This window comes from Novosphingobium sp. (genome assembly GCF_036820275.1).
Lineage (GTDB): Bacteria > Pseudomonadota > Alphaproteobacteria > Sphingomonadales > Sphingomonadaceae > Novosphingobium.
Window position 1 is genome coordinate 18821 of the sequence record NZ_DAISLT010000040.1, and the last position, 19103, is coordinate 37923.

At 61.1% G+C, this 19103-nt stretch carries 19 protein-coding genes; 6 read left to right on the forward strand and 13 right to left on the reverse strand.

The genetic code is table 11. From position 1 onward, the window contains the following. Nucleotides 1-74: 74 nt before the first annotated feature. The 7 genes from V7066_RS23155 to V7066_RS23185 form a co-directional block, all read right to left on the reverse strand. Nucleotides 75-1664, reverse strand: coding sequence for an asparagine synthase-related protein (locus tag V7066_RS23155; protein ID WP_334185325.1), 1590 nt, complete (start codon nucleotides 1662-1664; stop codon nucleotides 75-77). Between the two features lie 194 nt (nucleotides 1665-1858). Then, nucleotides 1859-2524, reverse strand: coding sequence for a lasso peptide biosynthesis B2 protein (locus tag V7066_RS23160; protein ID WP_334185326.1), 666 nt, complete (start codon nucleotides 2522-2524; stop codon nucleotides 1859-1861). Between the two features lie 85 nt (nucleotides 2525-2609). After that, the gene (locus V7066_RS23165) at nucleotides 2610-2732 is read right to left on the reverse strand and encodes a benenodin family lasso peptide (protein ID WP_334185327.1); all 123 of its coding nucleotides are present in this window, start codon (nucleotides 2730-2732) and stop codon (nucleotides 2610-2612) included. 134 nt (nucleotides 2733-2866) lie between these two features. Beyond that, nucleotides 2867-3472, reverse strand: coding sequence for a GntR family transcriptional regulator (locus tag V7066_RS23170; RefSeq protein ID WP_334185328.1), 606 nt, complete (start codon nucleotides 3470-3472; stop codon nucleotides 2867-2869). 1 nt (nucleotide 3473) lies between these two features. Further along, nucleotides 3474-4355 carry a phytanoyl-CoA dioxygenase family protein gene (locus V7066_RS23175; RefSeq protein WP_334185329.1) on the reverse strand — a complete coding sequence of 294 codons (882 nt, stop codon included), beginning with the start codon at nucleotides 4353-4355 and terminating at the stop codon, nucleotides 3474-3476. A 10-nt stretch (nucleotides 4356-4365) separates the two neighbouring features. Next, the gene (locus V7066_RS23180; RefSeq protein WP_334185330.1) at nucleotides 4366-4977 is read right to left on the reverse strand and encodes an acyl-homoserine-lactone synthase; all 612 of its coding nucleotides are present in this window, start codon (nucleotides 4975-4977) and stop codon (nucleotides 4366-4368) included. A gap of 90 nt (nucleotides 4978-5067) precedes the next feature. Then, nucleotides 5068-5799 (reverse strand): LuxR family transcriptional regulator, encoded by a 732-nt coding sequence (locus tag V7066_RS23185; protein ID WP_334185331.1) that lies wholly within the window; start codon nucleotides 5797-5799, stop codon nucleotides 5068-5070. A 272-nt stretch (nucleotides 5800-6071) separates the two neighbouring features. On the opposite strand from V7066_RS23185, the gene V7066_RS28835 reads away from it, so the two are divergent. Next, nucleotides 6072-6263: a transcriptional regulator domain-containing protein gene (locus tag V7066_RS28835; protein WP_442947364.1), complete on the forward strand. Its 192-nt coding sequence runs from the start codon at nucleotides 6072-6074 to the stop codon at nucleotides 6261-6263. Nucleotides 6264-6609: 346 nt separating this feature from the next. Next, on the forward strand, nucleotides 6610-6843 hold the full coding sequence (locus V7066_RS28840; protein ID WP_442947365.1) for a DNA -binding domain-containing protein: 234 nt from the start codon (nucleotides 6610-6612) through the stop codon (nucleotides 6841-6843). On the opposite strand, the gene V7066_RS23190 is transcribed toward V7066_RS28840, so the two are convergent. Then, nucleotides 6792-7133 carry a hypothetical protein gene (locus V7066_RS23190; protein ID WP_334185332.1) on the reverse strand — a complete coding sequence of 114 codons (342 nt, stop codon included), beginning with the start codon at nucleotides 7131-7133 and terminating at the stop codon, nucleotides 6792-6794. The two genes, V7066_RS28840 and V7066_RS23190, sit on opposite strands and share 52 nt — an antisense overlap. Before the next feature lie 11 nt (nucleotides 7134-7144). Then, nucleotides 7145-9226: a catalase gene (locus V7066_RS23195; RefSeq protein ID WP_334185333.1), complete on the reverse strand. Its 2082-nt coding sequence runs from the start codon at nucleotides 9224-9226 to the stop codon at nucleotides 7145-7147. Nucleotides 9227-9617: 391 nt separating this feature from the next. Between V7066_RS23195 and V7066_RS23200 the strand changes: the two genes are divergently transcribed. Then, nucleotides 9618-9860, forward strand: a complete 243-nt coding sequence (locus V7066_RS23200) for a hypothetical protein (protein WP_334185334.1) — start codon at nucleotides 9618-9620, stop codon at nucleotides 9858-9860. Nucleotides 9861-9946: 86 nt separating this feature from the next. Here V7066_RS23200 and V7066_RS23205 read toward each other — a convergent pair whose 3' ends face one another. Continuing rightward, nucleotides 9947-12469: a PAS domain S-box protein gene (locus V7066_RS23205; protein WP_442947366.1), complete on the reverse strand. Its 2523-nt coding sequence runs from the start codon at nucleotides 12467-12469 to the stop codon at nucleotides 9947-9949. A 108-nt stretch (nucleotides 12470-12577) separates the two neighbouring features. Continuing rightward, nucleotides 12578-15130: an HWE histidine kinase domain-containing protein gene (locus tag V7066_RS23210; protein ID WP_334185335.1), complete on the reverse strand. Its 2553-nt coding sequence runs from the start codon at nucleotides 15128-15130 to the stop codon at nucleotides 12578-12580. 635 nt (nucleotides 15131-15765) lie between these two features. Here V7066_RS23210 and V7066_RS23215 point away from each other — a divergent pair. Further along, nucleotides 15766-16488 (forward strand): Crp/Fnr family transcriptional regulator, encoded by a 723-nt coding sequence (locus tag V7066_RS23215; protein ID WP_334185336.1) that lies wholly within the window; start codon nucleotides 15766-15768, stop codon nucleotides 16486-16488. A gap of 45 nt (nucleotides 16489-16533) precedes the next feature. Here the strand turns inward: V7066_RS23215 and V7066_RS23220 are convergent, their stop codons facing one another. Both V7066_RS23220 and V7066_RS23225 read right to left on the reverse strand, forming a co-directional pair. After that, nucleotides 16534-16785 carry a hypothetical protein gene (locus V7066_RS23220; RefSeq protein ID WP_334185337.1) on the reverse strand — a complete coding sequence of 84 codons (252 nt, stop codon included), beginning with the start codon at nucleotides 16783-16785 and terminating at the stop codon, nucleotides 16534-16536. A gap of 682 nt (nucleotides 16786-17467) precedes the next feature. Next, nucleotides 17468-17908 (reverse strand): DUF6766 family protein, encoded by a 441-nt coding sequence (locus V7066_RS23225; RefSeq protein ID WP_334185338.1) that lies wholly within the window; start codon nucleotides 17906-17908, stop codon nucleotides 17468-17470. Here V7066_RS23225 and V7066_RS23230 point away from each other — a divergent pair. Together V7066_RS23230 and V7066_RS23235 are read left to right on the forward strand one after the other, a co-directional pair. Beyond that, entirely contained in the window at nucleotides 17897-18559 is a 663-nt protein-coding gene (locus V7066_RS23230; RefSeq protein ID WP_334185358.1) for an exodeoxyribonuclease III, read from the forward strand. The two genes, V7066_RS23225 and V7066_RS23230, sit on opposite strands and share 12 nt — an antisense overlap. Then, nucleotides 18559-19056 carry a cupin domain-containing protein gene (locus V7066_RS23235; RefSeq protein WP_334185339.1) on the forward strand — a complete coding sequence of 166 codons (498 nt, stop codon included), beginning with the start codon at nucleotides 18559-18561 and terminating at the stop codon, nucleotides 19054-19056. The genes V7066_RS23230 and V7066_RS23235 overlap by 1 nt, the downstream gene beginning before the upstream one ends. Nucleotides 19057-19103: the final 47 nt, after the last annotated feature.

Genomic DNA, 19103 nt, shown 5'->3' on the forward strand with positions numbered 1-19103 from the left:
TGAATGTGGCCGGATCGTTGCGGCACTGCAGGCGTGGGGCGTAAGCGCGAGGGCTGGATCGGATCAGGCCTGGGTCAGCTCCAGCTCGACGCCCAGGCTTCAGCCTCGGCGAATTGCAGGACCCGGCGGAAGCGGTTGTCACGGGGCGGTCGGGGGTCGTCCAGCACTTCGAGCACTGCGGGAAGGTCGATCACGCCCTGCCGCGCCAGTTCTCCCCGGACAAGAATCTCCCTGACCTCCTTCCGCCAGGTCTCGAAGATTTCGGCGGTAAAGCTGTCCGGTGTGCCTTTCGAGCGTCGGAATATCGCGTGACGAGGCAGGTCGGGGGCAAAGGCCTGACGCGCCGGGTAGCGGTTCAGCCCTTCGCCGAACCACAGCCAGCTTGGAACGCGGAAGCAGGCTTCGACGAGGGGCTGGGACAGGAGGGGGGCGACGATCGGCGGGACACCGCAGGGATCAAGGGTCTCGATATAGCTCTGTCCCGCGGCGATAAGCCGGCAGAATGCTTCCTGTCCGGGTAGTAGTCCGCATGCTTGCGGCGGCAAGGCGAGGAGCGCCTCGGCTTCATGATCTTCGAAATCGCCGGTCAACAGGCTCCTGTCGCAGGTGCGGCGCGGCGAACGCTTGCCGAGCCAGGCACGCGCCAGGCCGTCTTTCGTGATCGTGCCGACCGGAACCTGGGTGATGGCGCTCATCGTTTTCGCCATGTGCCAGGCGGTCCTGCCGGGGCCGAACGTCCGAAGCGCGTCGGCAACCGGATTCGAGGAGTGCAGCGAGCAGAAAACCTGGTCGCCGCCGCCGCCGTTGAAGATGGCTTCAGCGCCCGTCGCATCGGCCAGTTCCGAGCAGTGCCGCATCGATTCCTGCCACATGAAGCGGCCGGCGGGGCGCGGTAGGCCGGTCGCGGTGCTGCGCGCGATCTCTATCCGCTTCACGTCGCGGTCACGCTCATGGAGGACAAGACCGAGATGGCTGCTGACGGAGCGCGCATAGTCACGCTCGTCGCCGAGAGCGTCGCGCGTGGTAAGCGTAAGGGCATCGATCTTGATTCCCGCCTCGACAAGCGCTGCGGCGACGATCGAGGAATCGACCCCTCCTGAAAGGAGCAGGACCACCCGATCAAACCGGCGAGCCCGGGCAGTGATGCATGCGCGCGCGGCTCGGGACACGATCTCGGAGGCCTCTTCGGCCGTTTCAGCGAACGGGCGTAACGGCAGACCTGCGGGGGACCACTTCGTGACCGTGCGTGTCTGCGTCGCGGTGAGGATGCGCATTGACCCCCCGCGAACTTCGGCGAGATCATGGAGACAGGTCGCTGTCCCGACATGATCCGGATGGAGCAGCTGGAGCGCTACCCGGTTCCAGTCCACTGATGGCGCGTAGAGCCCGTGCGCCCGCAGGATTCCGATGTCGCTGGCAATCGCCAGCGCTTCGCCGACCGGCACCACCAGGCAGGGGAGCGCCCCGAGCGGCGCGCGCAGGACACACGTATTGCCGAGCTCTGGATCGTGGACGATGGCGACGTATGGTCCCCAATAATGCTTCATCAATTCGCCGAGGTCGCTGGCCAGGATCGCCGCTGTTTCTTCGGGCGTCAGCGCCGTTACCCGGGATCCATCGTCTTTGCGGAACATCTCGCCCAAGATCGTGCCGCGGCCGCCCAACCGGATCGCCGGGTGGTTCAGTGCCGCGACTGTGAGCCTGTCGCTATCAAGAGCAAGTTCGCAGGCTGCGGAGGCAAGCACATCGGTCCTGAATTTGCCCGCGAGATCATCGAGCACTTCGCGGGAGGGCCGCAGCAGTGCGAGGAAGCGCGGGCCGGCCTCACGTCTACCGACCGAGACCGTTTCGGTAAGGCTCATACGACGAGGATCGGCGTGAACGGGCGGACGGTGTCGATGCGGTCGTTCAGGAGGTGTGCTCCGGCCTGTACCCAACAGTGTGCGGCAAAGGGCCGGAGCTGCACCGCCAGGACGAGGTCGACGGGCCAGCCGCGGCGTACCGCGTAGCTGGCGAGCGCAAGCGAGCGGGGCAGGCATCTGTCGTGCACCTGGGTTATCTCGCCGGTGCGTTCGAACTGCGCGGCGAGGTCGCGCATCGCGTCATCCGGGGGGGCGTGCCTGTTGCCTATCGCCGCCTTGCGTTCGGCAAGCCGCGCGATGGCCTGGTGGAAACGTCCGATCCGCAGCGCCAGGCGCGACAGCGCAATACCAGCTGCAAGCACCCCGACCGCAATCGGCCGAGCCGGGGCGGGCCTCTCGTCGAGAAAGCTGGCACGGGGAGGTTGGGGGAGGATGCAGGGTGTGGGTAGCTCCGGCCCGCGTGTCGGCATGAGCAGTCCGGCGTTTAGCAGGGGGGCGATCTCGATCGCCGGGGCCACGTCGGGAATGCCTGCAACCGCGGCGCGAAACCCCGCCTCGAGCCGGGGCGACAGGCAGAAGTAGCGATCAGAGGGCAGATCGAGGAAGACCAGGCGATCGCTCACCTCGCAGTAGCTGAGATCGCCGCGTAGCTTGAAGCCCATGTTTTCCGACCTCCTGAAGAACTGTCAGACACGCGCCGGAGGCGGACCGCGACCGATACGAGATCGGCCGCGGCCCGCTCTTCGGTCAATCGTCGGAAAGGCCGGCGACCTGGCCGAGGATTTCATCGCTGGGCTGCGGGCCCGTGCCATGGGTTTCCTCGCTCGCGGCGCCGAGATCGATCAGTTCTTCGTTGAGTTCGCGTGCCATCGTCTTGCTCCTTTCTTGCACTGCCGGAAGTGGCAGCAAGAACAAGGCTAGGTGGGAGAGGCCGAGATCCGAAATTTATACGAATCTGATCTCGCGAATATCAAATCCGATTGGAATCTATAGGTACGTTCAGATCACTCCCCTCGGTAGCGAAGGCGCACCAGTTCGGCCGCGAGGCGTTGCCGCCGCCGATGATAGGCCTGGAGGAGTTTTCTGACTTCGGTGAGGTTTTCCGCGCGCATCGCATCGATGATTGCCGTGAATTCGGCTTCCAGGTCATCGAAGATCTCGGGCTCGCCGTGTCTTACCGGATGCAGTCTGGCATTCGCCTGAAGCAAGGCGGCGATGTATTCCGGATGACCGGATGCTCGGACAAGTTCGTGGAACATTGCACCTATCCTGTCAGGATAGGCTGACGCGTCGGCAAGACCCATGCCGTCTGCGGCGGGCAGGGCGGTGACCCGCCTCAGCGCCAGCGTGAGTATGTCGGCGGACCATCCGATCAGATCCTTTAGCGACGGTTCGTCGATCAACGGCACGTGATATCCCGTGCTGGTGCGGGTTTCGACCAGTCGTTCGCCGACAAGGCGGTTGAGAGCCTCGCGCACCGGTGTCGTGCTCGCGTTCAACTGCCGTGCAATCACTGCGGGATCGAGCCTGATGCCCGGCCGCGTTTCCCGGCTGGTTACGAGATCGCGGGTGTCGTCGTAGATCCGCTCGGAAGTGGGACCCGCGTTCATGTTACGGTGCATGCCGGCGGTTTGGTCGTTCGCTCAGCCGTGTGACGAGTTCGGTCTGATCGGGTCGCAGGGCATCGACAGCACCCAGCGGGGTGTTGGCATCGTGCCCCGCGTCCAGCAGAACCGAGGGGCATCGCCCTTCGTAGTTTCCTAGGTTCGGCCGGTGCTGTCGGTACCCGACGAGGGCGGCAAGCTCGGGATCGAAATTTCGCGCGATGTCCGGCGGGTAGGCGAGCCACTGGTTTTCGTAGGGCTTGAGCCAGCCGAGCGCGTAGCCGATGACGACGCCCCGGCGAATGTCCTGAGTGCGGTTGCGTCCGGCACCGTGCAGTGTGGAACCGAGGAAAAGCAGCGCGGCACCCGGGGGAATTTCTATCGGTATCGATGTCCCGGCGTGCTCAGGATCGAGGGCGGCGGTGCCATGGCTGCCGGGCCATACCAGCGTAGCGCCGTTCTCGGCCGTGAAGTGTGTAAGCGGCCACATGACATTGACAAGGAATTCGAATGTCCCTTTGGGTGCGGCCCACATGTCCTGGTCGCGGTGCGGGAACTGCGCTGGCGCGCCGCCGTGAACGGCAATTGCCTGCGTCGTGTTGAGCTGGAGGCAGTCGCACCATGGCAGCAGAGTCTGTTCGGCGATCGAGAGCACGAGCGGGTGGCGTACGAGCGCCTCGGCGCGGGGCGAGCGCACGAGCAGACGTCCGAAGCGCTTGGTAGTCTCTCCGTAGAAACCGCCCTCGCAGAAGGGCGTGCAGCGAAACCGCGCGGCCAGATCGTCATCGAGTGCGCCGATGAATTCGTAAGGCATCGCATTCTCGATAATGCAGTAGCCGTCTCGTTCAAGGTCAGCGGCGTGGACCGCGACCTGGCTCGACAGGTCCATCGCGCGTTCCTCAGTTCGGCCAGCGGTCTGGACCGCGGAGGTGGTTGGTGATGCCGGCGGCCGCCAGTTTCTCGGGGGTGGTGGAATCGATGTCGATGCGGATGGCTGCAAGCATTTCCCTGCCATCCCACCGCGGCGGGCCGAGGGGCTTGCAGTCCCAGCCGAACCGGAGCACCTGCCGGAACCAGCTTTCCGAGGCGACCGCGGTATAGGCGGCGATGCTGTTCACCAGGGCGTGATCGACCAGGGCGCAGATCAGCGCGTCCCGCGCCTCGCGGCGTTCGGCAGCGCGGAGGTCCCGGTCGAGGCAGAAGCGCGTGATTTCGCGGATCGCAGCGCTGCGCGGCGGATTGCCCTCGCAGAACTCCGGATAGAAGCTGTCGAGGATATGCGGCCGGGTCGTCGGGAGCAGGCGCGCCGAGGCATAGTGTTCGCAGTTAGGTCCTGTGAGAATCAAGTAGCGGGCGTGAGGGTCGTCGAACTGGTCGATCTCGTACCGGCCCGCAAGCACGGGAAGATCCCATTTCAGAAGATCGACGAAGACGGACTTGCGGGCAGCCCACATGGCGCGCAGCGCTTCATCGGGCGGCTGCCGGTTTCCATAGTTTTGCACTTTCAGCATCAGGCTTCTCCCTTCGCGGTGACGTTTGGTCATCACCCCTGGAAGGTCGCGCCGAATGCCGTTCCGGCGCCATACCCGGAAAGGGGTATGTCATCGCCGGTGGACATCGGTGAATGTCAGATTCCCATCGAATAGCGCCTGGATAACCAGCGATGTCCGCTTGTTCACGCGATACAGCCGAAACAGATTCTTGACGTGCAGGGTGATCGTCTCTTCGCTGCGGTCCAGATATGCCGCGATCTGGCGGTCGCCCATCCCACGCGCTACGAGGACGAGGATCTCGCGCTGCCGGTCGGTGATCCTGACCGGCTCTGCTCGTTCAATCATCCCGCGTTCCATCCGGAGGCTTCTCGCGGCATCGAATGCGAAGAGAGCGATCGATTGCGCAATCGGAAGAATCGGTGCGTCGATCATCGCCGGCGCGGAACCGACGAAAGACATCGAGCCGTGCGATTCTCCCGGGACATAGCTGGGCACGGTGTACCCGTGCGCGATGCCCTCCGCCCGTGCCATCTCGAGGATGAGATGATCGCGCTCGGTCAAGGAGATCATCCCGGGGATTTCCTCCCAGGCAAATCCACAGGCAGTCACGCAGCTTGCCCGATGCACGGGATCGTTGAGGCCAAGCCCGTACCGATCATAGAAGTCCGCCCACTGGTCAGGGTAGTTGTGCAGGCGGAACGACTTGGCATCGCGATCGAAGAAGCCACCGTGATGGGAGAGCGCATATCGCTGGAATCCCATCTCCCTCGTCGCCTCGTTCAAGGCTTCATGCAATTCATCGCAGCTTGTGACGGTCTTGAAGATGCGTACGAGCCGCATCATCCGTTCTATTGTCATGTCCACGATTTGAGATCGCGATCGTCGGCGGCGCCGCTTGTCGCCGTTATCCCAACTATCGCCCTTCCTCTCGTCAGAAGTCGGATCCGCAGTTTCTCAGGTTGCCGGTCCGCTTATTTTGCAATGAAAGTGTCATATCACCCCCTGCAGGGATTGGGGTATGCCCAACTTCAGACAGATTGTCCGAACCACGGTGAAAGTTTGTTAATCGCAAACCGGATCTTGGCCATATTGCAGCAATATCAATCAGTAGAATGAAACGGGGGTTCCTGCCTTGCTGGAAGGACGACTCCGCTTACGCCTATCTTCTTGGTGCGGACCGCGCTGGCCTCATGTGGGAATGGCTTCGCCGGGATGCAGGATATCTCGACTGGCATGCCAGAGCGTCTGCAGTAACAGGAGGAAAATGCCCGGATCCAGCGGCCTGGGGGCTTCACTTTCGCTGAACAACCGGACCGGGATTGCCTCTCGGCCCGGCTCATCTGGCGTGCCGAACGAGATCCTTCAACGCTGAGCGCCGAGTCGCTGCCGGCCAGGGTTGAGGATCCCGGCTGTCTCGTGGTCGATCGCCTCAGGCAATGGCTGACAATTGTCTGCAGTCCTTCCGGCGCAGAGCACGCGGTGTTCTCCGATGGGATGCATCACTTGCGGCTCGACATCCTTTCGGGAACGCTGCGGGGCGAGGCCGCGGTGCGGCTGCGCTTCTGCCTGGATGGAATGGAGACGGTCGGAGCCGGTACCCTATCTCTGCAGCGGCTGGTGCTGCTCCATCGGCACCAAAGATTCGGCAGGATGCTATACCCGCGTGATCCGGCCATTGCTCGCGGCGCGTTGCTGCTTCGCGTCCACGACGCACTCGCCGACGGAGCTACGCACCGGGATCTTGCATCCTGTCTTGCAGGCCGCGAGACGGCGGAGCGCGACTGGAGCGCCTCTTCCGATTCCCTGCGCTCAAGGGTGCGGAGACTGGTCCGTCAGGCCCGCGCGATGGCTGCCGGTGGGTACAAGGAACTGCTGCGCCGCTGAATCATTCCCACACGCTGCATCTGCCCGATCCAGACCGAATGCATCTCCATAGTATCGCGGGCGATGACCTCCGCGCTGCGACTGAACGCTGCGACCTTTTCCGGCACCATCCGAGACAGCTCGGCGTGGTTGCCGGTGAGCGGCGCGGCGGTCGCCGCCCGCATCACTTCGGTCTGCGCGTCGATGACGTCGCCGGAGGCCCGGAGGGTTTCCGCGCTTCGCAGCCATGTCGATTGCATGTCGAGCGCCGCCGACACGATGCGCGACCAGGCGCTGAACGGATCGAACATTCCGCCCCCACTCATGCCAGCATCCTCAGCGACGGCTCGCGCGCGTAGAAGCGCTGCGCGGCGGCTTTCACGAACGCGCCGTCCAGGCCGGTCACACCCTCGCCGGGCTCCACCCCGGCCTTGGCGAGCAACGGCTGTGCCCCGTCGCTGGCGCCGATTGCTTTCAGATGCCCGAACGCATTCATCACGAAATCGACCGCAGCCGCCTCCTTGACCATCGCCGCGCAGCCTTCCTCCGATAGGATGATGGCCACCGCGTCGAATATTTGGCTCGGAGACCCCGCGAGTTGACCATCCGCCTTCTGCACCGTCCCGTCGGACAGCCTGGCACCACCGACCTTGGGAGCGACCACCACCGCCTTGCCCTTCGCTTTCTTGACCGCCTTCATGACGGTGGAAAGCTTAACGGCGTCGGTTCCGTCGGCGATCAGGATGCCAACCGCACGGCCCTCGAGCGTCGCCTTCATGTTCTTGTGGATCGAGAGCGCATCGGATAGCGGCATGTCGATCGGCGACTTTGCAGCGGAAGCCTTCTTGGGCAGCGCGATGCCGAGGCCGCCGGCTACCCGCTTCGCAAGATCCTCGTCGACGTTAAGAAGGTTTGCGACCATGCGGCCCGGCACCTGGTCGAGCAGGCCGACCTTCGAGAGCTCGAACACGAATGATGACGCGATGTGCGCCTGCTCGCTCTCGGTCTGCGAGCGGTAGAACAGCCTTGCCTGGCTATAGTGATCGGCGAATGTCTCGGAGCGGACCCGCAGCTTCTCCCCGCTCTCGTCCGGCCCCGTCGCGGCATCCACCGTCGCAAAGCCGGCCATCGGACTTTCACGCGGTCCTCCATCCTCGCCATGCGCGGAAAGGCTGTTCGGCTCGTAGTTGGCACGGCCCTTGGGCACCATAGTCTGCATCTTGCCGTCCCGCTGGAAGTTGCCAAACGGGCAGCGTGGCGCGTTGATCGGAATCTGATGGAAATTGGTCGTGCCGAGGCGGGAGTTCTGGGTATCGAGATAGGAAAAAAGCCGCCCCTGCAGCAGCGGGTCGTTCGAGAAATCGATACCCGGCGGGATGTTCGATGGCAGGAACGCCACCTGCTCCGTTTCGGCGAAGAAGTTGTCGACGTTGCGGTTGAGCGTCAGCGTTCCGATCAGCCGAACCGGCACATCCTCCTCGGGAATGAGCTTCGTTGCGTCGAGCACGTCATAGGGCTGGGCGTCAGCGAATGCCTGATCGAAAACCTGGATGCCAAGATCCCACTGCGGAAAATCACCGGTGTCGATCGCTTCGAACAGGTCGCGGCGCTGATAATCGTTGTCGGCGGCCTGGAGCTTCAGTGCCTCGTCCCAGATCGTCGACTGGATCCCGAGCCTTGGCTTCCAATGGAATTTGACAAAGCTCACTTTGCCGGCAGCATTGACCAGCTTGAAGGTGTGGACCCCGAACCCCTCCATCGTGCGGAACGAACGCGGCAGGGTGCGGTCGGACATTGCCCACATCAGCATGTGGGTCGTCTCGGGCATCAGCGACGCCCAGTCCCAGAAGGTGTCGTGAGCGCTACCGGCCTGCGGATAGCCCCGGTCGGCCTCCATTTTTACGGCGTGGACGAGATCGGGAAACTTTAGCGCGTCCTGGATGAAGAACACCGGAATGTTGTTGCCGACCAGGTCCCAGTTGCCCTCGCGGGTGTAGAACTTGACCGCGAAGCCGCGGACGTCACGGGGCGTGTCGACCGATCCTGCGCCGCCCGCGACGGTGGAGAAGCGGACGAAGACCTCCGTCTTCTCGCCCTTGGTGAACACCGCGGCCTTCGACAGGTCCGAGATGTCGTCGGTCGCCTCGAACACACCATGCGCACCCGAGCCGCGCGCATGGACAATCCGCTCGGGAATGCGCTCATGATCGAAGTGGAAGATCTTCTCGCGAAGGACGAAATCCTCAAGCAGCGTCGGTCCGCGCGAACCGCTCTTCAGCGAGTTCTGATTGTCGCCTACGGGAACGCCGTGATTGGTGGTGAGGACGGCGGTGTCCAGATCCTCGGCTGTTTGGTGGGTCTCGCCGCCGGTGAGCTTGTTGCTGGACTTGGGTGACTTGGCCATGCCGGGCTGTCCTCTCTACGCGCGCACCTTCGATCTCACCCGCGCCAGTCCGCCATCATGATGCCAGTCTAGCTGCTCATCCGGCGATCCACCGTTGGTGTTCGAAGCACGGACCGAGACATTCAGCCCGTCCAAGCCCAAACGCGCGAAATGCGCTTTGGTCACCGTCGGACACGAACGCGGAGAACTTTTCCCAAGACCCTTAACCTGCGTTACAACGGTGGATGACCGATGATAGGCTTCATCTTGGCAGATCAAATGGATCGGGTTTGCATGGAAACGTCTGCAGGTCTGACCGGGCGCGACTGCTGCGCTGAAATCCAGAGCACGGCAGGTAATGCGTGGCAGGATTAAGCCTGCCCAAACCGAGGCCCTATCCAAGCGTGAAGCCATGCTCGGCGACGGCACCGACGTGTTGATCGGCTATTGCAGCTCGCGCAGCACAACACCCGATACCAGCGTCGATAAAGTCGAGCTCTTACGCGCGCTGGCGAACCACGCCGACTGTGGAACGACGCTCGTGAAAACCGCTAATGCTTTTCAACGAGAGGCATCAGCGGGCGCGCTGGCCATGTTTCTGCTGTCTCCGGAGAAACTGGCGTTGCTGGCGGACTACACATTCAGCGCGAAATAGGCAAAGCGGACCCAGTTTCACCATCCCCCCGCGCAAACGGTGGGATCCCCTCCGCGCGGGAAGGCCACGTCTCGGCCGCAGTCGACTTAGATGGCTGCTCGGACCGGTGACAGCGCCAAAATGCTCTCCGTCAATTCCGAGTTGCGGAACGGCTTGCTGAGACGAGGAATGTCGGAATCGATTCCCTCTTCGTCTGCGAACCCGGAGACGATGAGAACCGGCAATTCGGGCCGAAGGCGCTTGAGGTTTCGGCAGAGTTGAGTGCCTGTGATCCCGGGCATGAGGTGATCTGTAACCAGCAAGGCCGGCTCAACCCCATCTTGAATTTTCTGCAATGCCTCTTCCGATGACCCGACCTCGACGACAACATAACCGAGGTCGGTCAGCATGTCCGCCGTGCTCATGCGGACGATGGCGTCATCATCGACCAGAAGCGCAATTCCCCGGTGCTTGGAATGAACAGGGAGCCCCACCGTAGTTCGCGCCAGTTGGATGGCATCCGAACTTACCGGGAGCCAGAGTTCAACGGTGGTGCCGTTCCCCCGCGTGCTCTCAATCGTAAGGCCGCCACCGAGCTGGGCAGCTAGGCCATGGGCCATAGACAGTCCCAAACCGGTTCCCTTTCCAACACCCTTAGTCGAAAAGAATGGTTCGGTCGCACGCTTCAAGGTCTCAGGATCCATGCCAGACCCGGTATCGCTCACCCCCAAGCGGATGTACACGCCGCCTGCCAACCCTCGGTCGCCGGCTTCCACGGCTTCGAGCTTCGCGACGATGGTCAACTTGCCGCCATCCGGCATGGCGTCACGCGCGTTCACCGCGAGGTTGAGAAGAGCCATCTCCAGCTGGTTTGGGTCCGCCTTGGCAGGTGGCAGATCCTGGCCCAGATCAACCTGAACATCGATGGACGGCCCGATGGTCGACCCGATCAACTCCACCATCCCGCTAGCAAGCTGTGCTACATCCACTGCTACGGCCTGCAAAGGCTGACGCCTTGCGAAAGCGAGAAGGCGTTGAACGAGCGTTTTCGCGCGGTCTGCGGATTGCAGAGCGCCGCCGATCAGCCTCTGCTCACGTTCTGTCCCCACGCCTTTGCGCACGAGGAGATCGAGCGAACCGATGATCGGGGTGAGCAGATTGTTGAAATCATGGGCGACCCCGCCGGTCAGGCTACCCATCGCTTCCATCTTCTGGCTCTGACGAAGAGCCTCCCGGGCAATTTCGAGTTCAGCTTCGCGAACTTTCGCATCACTCAGATCACGCCCAACGGCGACGAAGTTGATACCGTCGGTTTCCGGCGCGACCGTCCATTCGATGTGCTTCCAGTTGCCCGCCCGCGTCGCGATACGATTTTCGAACCTTGTAGGTGACCGCGTCTCTGCCATTCTGGCGATCTGCGCCAGTGTCGGCGCCATGTCGTCGGGATGCATGAAACTTGCGTAGCCGCGAGTGAGAAGTTCGCTCTCCGTCCAGCCCAGGACTTGGGTCCACGCAGGACTGACGGCGGACATCATGCCGCTATAGTCGGCCCGCGCCAGCATGTCCTGCGATAGATCCCACAGCCGATCACGCTCCGCTCGCGCCCGTTCGATCGCAGCCTTGACCCGTTCGCCGACCTCCTGGACCAGCGTTTGTTCGGCTTCAGTCCATGTCCGCGAAGTGGCGCTCTGCACGGCGAGGAGGCCGACCCACTGCGCTTCCTCGAACAGGATGACGTCGATGAAGGCGCCGACCTGGCGAGATATCAAACCGGCCCGAGCCTCCGGGTTCAGACGTCTGTCCAGCCCGACATCCCTCACGACAACAGGCGTTCCATACTTATAGGCCGCCAAGAGGTCGGGACCGAAAGCTTCGAGGGAGTGCTCTCCGACGATCGATCCTACGCCGCAGACATAATCCCGCTTCACCGTCATCAAGCCGTTGGCGATCTCGGCGTAAAAGACCCGGCTCGCCCCCATAAGCTGGCCAAGCCGCTCTGCGGTGAGGTTCATAATTTCCGCAGGCGTACTTAGCGCGCGCAGGTCGTCAGACAGGGCTGTAAGGAAAGCGGTTCGCTGCTCGGTGGCCACGCGTTCTGTCGTCTCGGCAAGGAAGCAGATCACGCCCGCAGGCTCACCATTGGCATCGAGCACCGGCGAGTAGTCGAGATCCATCCATATCTGTTCAGGTGCGCCGTTCCGGTGAAGGGTCAGTTTCTGGTCTCGATAATGTAAGTTGCCGCCAGACAGTCCGACCTTCATCACATTGTCATTGAACTCGGCAACCTCGGTCCAGCCCTCCCGCACGTCCGAACCGAGCAGGCCCGGGTGGCGGCCACCTGCGAATCCCGAATAGGCGTCGTTGTAAAGCATAATCCCTCCCTCGCCCCATAGCATGACTATGGGGACGCGGGAGCGCAGGAGAATGGAAAGCGCCGTCTTTAGATGCGCGGGCCAATCTTCAATCGGCCCCAGCTTGGTGGCGGACCAGTCCTTCTTCGCGATCAAGTCCGCACAGTCCCCGCCGCCGGCCAGAAAGGCGAGGTCGGGGGTGAGGATGTCATTGTGCGCCCGTGCGATTGCCATCTTTTTAACACTCAGAAATTGGGTTTCCGAGCTGCCAGCTGCCAATCTCGCAGGCTCATCAGGATCATCGTTAGCGCACAGGCGCGTGCGAGCATACAACTCATCGCGGTCCCCGCGGCGTCGGTAGGATTTGAACGCCCATATTGCCGCAGATCAGCCGAAAAGATCGTCGATGGCTTTGGCGATATTGTGGGTCGTGTAGGGCTTCTGCACGACGGTGGCTGCCCTGTGTTCCATGGGGAGGCTCGCCTGCTCCCCATAGCCAGAAGCAAAGAAGTACGGGATACCGAGTTCCCGTAACCGATCCGCGACGCCGAAGCTGGTCTGGTCACCCAGATTGATGTCCAGGATCGCGAAATCAACTGTGCCCTTGTCGAGGATGTCATGCGCGGCTTCCGGGGTAGAAGCGGTCGCGACCACCGCGCCGAAGCGATCCAGAATGTCTTCTGCGTCTAGTGCGATGATGAGGCTGTCTTCGACAAGCAGGACAGCGCGCTTCCCAAGGAGATCCGGCGTAATGACCTGCTGGCTTGATACAGTCGGCCGGGCAACACGGATATTCGGGCCCCGGTGGGCCTTTGACTCAGAAAGGTGTCTGGAAGGGATACAGAATTCCGCTCGTACACCTTCGGTCGCATAGCTGATGCTTGCCTGCCCACCCAGGTCATAGGGGACAGAGCGGTTGACGATTGTCGTTCCGAAACCCTTTCGCGTCGGCGCCACCACCGGAGGGCCGCCTGTCTCCTGCCAGATGAGGATGAGGTCGTCCTTGTGGTCGCGCGACCAGTTGATATGGACTTCGCCACTTCCAGACAGACTGCCGTACTTGGTCGAGTTGGTCACAAGCTCGTGGATCACGAGCGCCATGGTGGAATAGGCCTGCGGATTAAGCAAAACCGGCGTCCCCGTCGCTATGATCGCGCTCTGGCGCGTTGCCGCGAAGGCCGCAGCCTCCGCATCAATCAGCGCTTCTAGCGGGGCCGGCCCCCAATGGTCGTCGGTGATCTGGTTGTGGGCACGAGCCAGCGCATGGATCCGGCCGTCGACCAGCTTCACGAAATCCTTCACCTCGTCGCTGTCGGGCTGCGACTGGCGGATCAGGCCGCGGATGACTCCCAGGATATTTCGGACACGGTGGTTCAGCTCCGCGATCAGCATTTCCTGGCGCGCCGTGGATTGACGTCTGTCCGCAGCAGCCTCGTCAGCCAGGCGAAGCACAACTTCGATCAAGGTCGCGCGCAGCGTCTCGGCGACCCTCAACTCGGACTGGGTAAAAGGTTCGGCGTGACCATCCACTTTCTCCAGCCACTCGGCAAAGCTTTCCCGGGGCGTTAGGCGCGGCCCGTTAGGCCCGTATTCCACTGGTTTGTGGGGATCGCCTGCCCATCGAACAGATTGCTTAAGTTCCGAGCGGAACAGAACGACATAATCTCGCGGTGACCGGGATATCGGAATTGCCAAGAGTCCTGCCGCGCTCGCCGCGAATGCTCCAGCTTCCTCGATAAGGCCGCCGATATGATCAATCGTGTAAACGCGTCCTGCGGCCAGGCCGTTCAGCGCCCGAATTATGCGGCGAAACTCTTCAGTGGGCGGCGTGGAACCTGAGAACGCATAGTTTCCGTTGATCCAAACGCCGACCCCGTCAGCCGGAATGGCGCGCGTCAGTATGTCGCCAAGCCAGTCCGGGTCGTTCAAGAGAGTCTCGTCGGATGCCACCGCCCCGAGAAGCTGGTCGGAGATATCTCTTGCCTGCCGCTCGTAATCGGCGATCTGCCGCCGTTCGCGAGACTCCAGACGCATCGAAAACATCTCGGCGAACAGCTCGCACAAGGACCGGCGCTCGAACGTGGGCGAGCGGGGCGAGTAGTTATGACAGGCGAACAGGCCCCAGAGCTCGTCGTTCACGATGATCGAAATCGACAGGGAGGCGGCAACGCCCATGTTCTTGAGATATTCTATATGGATCGGCGAGACAGACCGCAGGATGGAAAGCGAGAGGTCCAGCCGCTGCCCCAGCGCATCGACCTCCGGCGTGATGCCGACCGGAGTTGAATTTACGTCATGGATTACCCGGACAAGGTTGCGCTTGTAGAGGGCGCGCGCTTGCCGCGGAATGTCACTTGCGGGGTAGTGGAGCCCGAGGAAACTGCCGATACCGGGCTTGCACGCCTCCGCGACGACCTCCCCCGCGCCGCTCGAGGCGAACTTGTAGACCATCACGCGGTCATATCCAAGGAGCGAGCGGACCTGCCGTGCACCTTCACGATAGAAGGCCTTCAGGTCCTGGGTGCGGTCCAGGCGCGACATCATTGCGCGGACGGCGTTGGTCGAATCGCTGGTTGCCGCAGTTCCCGGTTCGGCTTCGATCACGATCTGGCCGGCGGAGAAGTGGACGGCGACATCGAAGGGTTGGCCCGATGTGCCAATTTGGCAACCGAACATCCGTTCCACCATGTCGTGCTCAGACAGGTAGGAAATCTTGTTGCGGAGATCATGGACAAATTTAGCCGGAACATAATCGGCGAGCGGGTTGCCGATTATGTCTTCAGGGTCAAAGCCAAGCAGGTCCCGGATATTTCGCGACACGCGCCCAATGATCCAGTCCGCGCTGACGGCAATCAGAAAGCCCGGGGCCTGAATGGCGCCGAGAAAGTGGATCGGTTCACGATCGCAATTTGTTAAGTCGACCTTATTGAAATCTGTCACACGTTTCCCTGCAGTTTGAAGGCCCGTCCCCGCCCTTGGAAGCAGAGAATATGGTGCTGAACGCTGCTGGCCCCGACGAGTTGCGCGGTGCGATCCCAATTGGGTCCTGCGGGATGATATGAACTGCACGTCGACGGTGCATTTTGGTGGTGAAACTAGCCCGGCGTCCGCACCCTTGTCATCGCTATCCCACATTGAGATGCGTTAACGCCTAACCCACTGGCGCGCTGCGCGAGACTGGAAGTTTTGCCGTCTGAAGCTTCGCGTGAGCCGCTGCAGAAGTCGTTCGGCCCCGCTCAGCGGAACGGGTACGTGCGCGCAGGCGTTAACCGCAGCGACCTGGATTTCGAAATGCAATAAAATGACCATCGAAACTGGAGTTATCAGAGTGAGGTCAGAGATCGGAACGCCCGTAAACGACTTGGCCCACGATCTGTCAGGCCCGTTTTCTACTCGGCGCGAAGGGGCACTCCCTGCGAGATGTGTCGAACCGTATCGGGAACCACGAAGGAGATTCGGACGCAACACGTCACTGCGAGAGATTTCAGCTAATTAACGCATGTGAATGTGACGCTCCGAATGACCCAGCAATGAGGACGGATTGGTTACTCATGGGGCACGGGAATTCTTTGACGTTGCATTTTTCTGCCTTTGCCAGGCTGTCCGACGCTGATCGGGAAGTACTCGCAAAGGCGCTTAAAAAGCGGGTTCGGGTGTTGCCGCCCAAGCACGACATTATCAGGGAAGGGGACCGCCCTCGCTACGTGAACGTGATTCTCGATGGCTGGGCCCAGCGCTACAAGCAACTGGCGGATGGACGGCGTCAGATTCTGTCGTTCTTCATCGCTGGAGATTTGTGCGACACGAATGTCTTCATTCTGAAGGCTATGGACCACTCGCTCTCGACGGTGACCGAGGTTAATCTGGCAGAGATATCCCAGTTCGAATTCCAGGAAATCATCGAGAATTCGCCGAGGATCTCGCAGGCGCTCTGGTGGAGCGAACTGGTGACCGTGGCCATCCAGCGTGAATGGACTACCAACATTGGGCAGCGCACCGCCTACGAGCGGATCGCTCACCTCTTTTGCGAGTTGTTCGTGCGGTTACGCACTGTCGGACGGACCGAAGGCAATTCCTGCGAGTTTCCCCTGATCCAATCGGAGATTGCCGATGCGACCGGACTGACCCAGGTGCACGTCAACCGCACGATCCAGGAGATGCGCCGCGACCAGCTCATCGAACTGCGGAACAAGCGCTTGCTGGTTTTCGATCTCGAACGTCTCAAATCGGTGTCCCTGTTCAACCCGAACTATCTCCACCTCGATCACGAGGGAGCGTTTATCGACGCTAACGACTGAGCGCGTCCGGCCATCATTGCGGACGGGGTCGCAACCGAACACAATTTAGCCGATCCACTCGATCGGATAAATTTCGGAGGAGGCTAGCGAGAATTCCGCAAATCTTTGGCGATGATCGCCGTCATCTTCCGTCGTGAGCTGAGTCGTTTGCATATCTGCCTCGGTCACCCGCACTTCAGACCCGGCTTTGCCTCGAGACATCGGTTTGAACGGTGCGATTGCCGCCGCCATCATCTGGTTCGAGAAAGCGGCAGCCCCGGAAAACCTATGAGAAAGAAGGGCGGCCTGTTTTTTCACAAACGGCCCCGTTTTCGAGCTGTTCTAAACAGACATCCATCGCAAGTAAATATAATATACGATGCTTAATTTATTGATAATCTGATGCCTTATGTAGCCCCCTGTTGAGGCTGGACGATGGTATTTGTTTAATGTTTAACCTTGTTTGTATGGGCGTAGGAAAGCATTACCTACTTCACAAAATCCGGTCTTCTCTGATTTTCCGTAACGTTGCATTCGCGTAATTCGGTGCGTAGCATTTGCAATTCGTCGATATATCCTTTCAGTCTTTCGGGGCCGAGTTGGTCGGAACAAGTAATTGCACGATCAGCTAGACGTTGGATCATCGTGTCTGCTTCTGCTGACGGCAGCTGAATTAGAATCCGTGCAAGCACATCGCGGATACAAAAATGGCGCCTTCGAACTGGAGGAAAGCTTTTTCAAGTTGGTGGGTACGCGCGGGCATTATTTTACTTCTTTGACCTTTCGTGGGGCGAATTTCAGAAAATGCTGTTGCGCGTCTATCTTTGATCGCGGCTGGCCATCATCACATAGATCAAGTTGTCAGGAAAAAATGACGCTGATCCGCTGCGGCATCGCTACGTCTTGAAAACCGGAATGCGAACTGACCGCCACAAGGGCCTGCCGTTAATTCCGCATGCATGGGCGACGCAGTTTGGTCGCCGCGATTACCTGATCCGCTTTAGCTGCCGGTCTGCTGATGGGGCGCGGCGACGGCCTTCGATTCAGGTGATTCGCGCTGCCGAAGAAATATCGAGAGCACGACGGTCGAGAGAAATTCGCTTTGCCAATTCTGGAACGATTCGAACCACAATTGCGGATCGAAGAGATATTGGATGGTTGTGGAAGGGATTGCGCCGTGACCGAGCGCATCCTCGGCCACCGCTCGCGCGCTTTGGGTCCAGTGGATCACGAAGGAAACCAGGAAAAGAAGTCCAAGGGCAATCCCGAGAGATCGGGCATAGAGCGCGCGCCATAGGCCGCCCCACTTCAGAATTGCAGGCGCGCCGGGTTTGTCGGCCTGAGCCGCCAGATCTGAGTCGCGCTGAGGCGCTTTCGGGTCCTTGGATTCCGAGGACCCCTTTTGAATCAGGATGGCTGTAAGGATTCCATAGGCCGACATCTGCAGGAACTCGCTCTCCCAGTTTGGAATGGAGTTGCCCTTTTAAGCCGGGTCGGCGAAATCCACGAAACGCGGCGCGGACTGCCCGGCGCCCCCGATCCAAACCAGAGCCGTTATATCGAGGCAGCCGTCAACGGAATCCTGATCGGCGGCCTTTACCTTCCAAACGGGAACCCTCGGCCTGGTCCCAAGTTCGAGTACAAGCTCGCATGGTTCGAGCGGCTCATCGATCATGCGGCGGGGCTGATCGAGACCGGGCTGCCGGTCATGCTCGCTGGGGATTTCAATGTCATGCCGACTGATCTTGACGTCTATAGACCGGAGCGCTGGATCGATGACGCGTTGTTCGCGCCCGAAGTGAGAGACGCCTACTTCCGGTTGCTTCGCCAAGGATGGGCCGACGCTTTACGCCGGCGTCATCCCGGTGAGGTCATCTACACTTTCTGGGACTATTTCCGGAACGCCTATGCTCGGAATGCCGGGCTGCGGATCGATCATCTTTTATTGAGCCCGGCGCTAGCGGATCGTCTCAGTGACGCGCAGGTCGACACCCATGTGCGCGGCTGGGAAAAGACCAGCGACCACGCCCCGGTGTGGATTGAGCTTGCCGGCAAGCCCAGGAGCAGACGTAGGAAGAAGGAGAGCGCCTGATGGAGATCACCAGTTTCCTGCTTTCCGAAAATGCCTGGCTACCAAACAATGATCGGCTGCCGGTGGTCATCTACCGCGCAGCGCTCGAGAGCGAGGGCAAGGACGATGATCTGGCCGCACGGTTCGAGGCCCTGTTTGCCGCCAATGGCTGGGTGCCGGACTGGCGCGACGGCATTTTTGATTATCATCATTATCACTCGACCGCGCATGAGGCGCTCGGAATATTTGCCGGGACGGCGACACTCGAACTCGGCGGACCAGGCGCCAGGCGGGTCGAAGTCGCTGCGGGCGATGCCTTGATGATACCGACCGGAACCGGGCATCGTTGCACCTCGGCCAGTGATGACTTCAAGGTTGTGGGCGCCTACCCGCAAGGTCAGAACTGGGATATCTGCAGGGAAGCCCCCGACGATGCGACCCGCGCGCGCATGGCGGCGCTGGCCGATCCTCGCCGGGATCCGGTCACGGGCGACAATGGCGCGAGGACAGGCCTGTGACCACGGGCTGGAAGCTCGATGCCGTCGAACGTATCGCTTTTGCTTCG

What these genes read in the sequence shown, in the direction of transcription:
- V7066_RS23160 (WP_334185326.1), bottom strand. Translation starts at nt 2,524, where the DNA reads ATGGGCTTCAAGCTACGCGGCGATCTCAGCTACTGCGAGGTGAGCGAT.
- V7066_RS23200 (WP_334185334.1), top strand. Translation starts at nt 9,618, where the DNA reads ATGCTCGGCGACGGCACCGACGTGTTGATCGGCTATTGCAGCTCGCGC.
- V7066_RS23195 (WP_334185333.1), bottom strand. Translation starts at nt 9,226, where the DNA reads ATGGCCAAGTCACCCAAGTCCAGCAACAAGCTCACCGGCGGCGAGACC.
- V7066_RS23190 (WP_334185332.1), bottom strand. Translation starts at nt 7,133, where the DNA reads ATGTTCGATCCGTTCAGCGCCTGGTCGCGCATCGTGTCGGCGGCGCTC.
- V7066_RS23170 (WP_334185328.1), bottom strand. Translation starts at nt 3,472, where the DNA reads ATGAACGCGGGTCCCACTTCCGAGCGGATCTACGACGACACCCGCGAT.
- V7066_RS23180 (WP_334185330.1), bottom strand. Translation starts at nt 4,977, where the DNA reads ATGCTGAAAGTGCAAAACTATGGAAACCGGCAGCCGCCCGATGAAGCG.
- V7066_RS23185 (WP_334185331.1), bottom strand. Translation starts at nt 5,799, where the DNA reads ATGCGGCTCGTACGCATCTTCAAGACCGTCACAAGCTGCGATGAATTG.
- V7066_RS23225 (WP_334185338.1), bottom strand. Translation starts at nt 17,908, where the DNA reads ATGTCGGCCTATGGAATCCTTACAGCCATCCTGATTCAAAAGGGGTCC.
- V7066_RS28835 (WP_442947364.1), top strand. Translation starts at nt 6,072, where the DNA reads ATGAAACGGGGGTTCCTGCCTTGCTGGAAGGACGACTCCGCTTACGCC.
- V7066_RS23175 (WP_334185329.1), bottom strand. Translation starts at nt 4,355, where the DNA reads ATGGACCTGTCGAGCCAGGTCGCGGTCCACGCCGCTGACCTTGAACGA.
- V7066_RS23165 (WP_334185327.1), bottom strand. Translation starts at nt 2,732, where the DNA reads ATGGCACGCGAACTCAACGAAGAACTGATCGATCTCGGCGCCGCGAGC.
- V7066_RS28840 (WP_442947365.1), top strand. Translation starts at nt 6,610, where the DNA reads ATGCTATACCCGCGTGATCCGGCCATTGCTCGCGGCGCGTTGCTGCTT.
- V7066_RS23235 (WP_334185339.1), top strand. Translation starts at nt 18,559, where the DNA reads ATGGAGATCACCAGTTTCCTGCTTTCCGAAAATGCCTGGCTACCAAAC.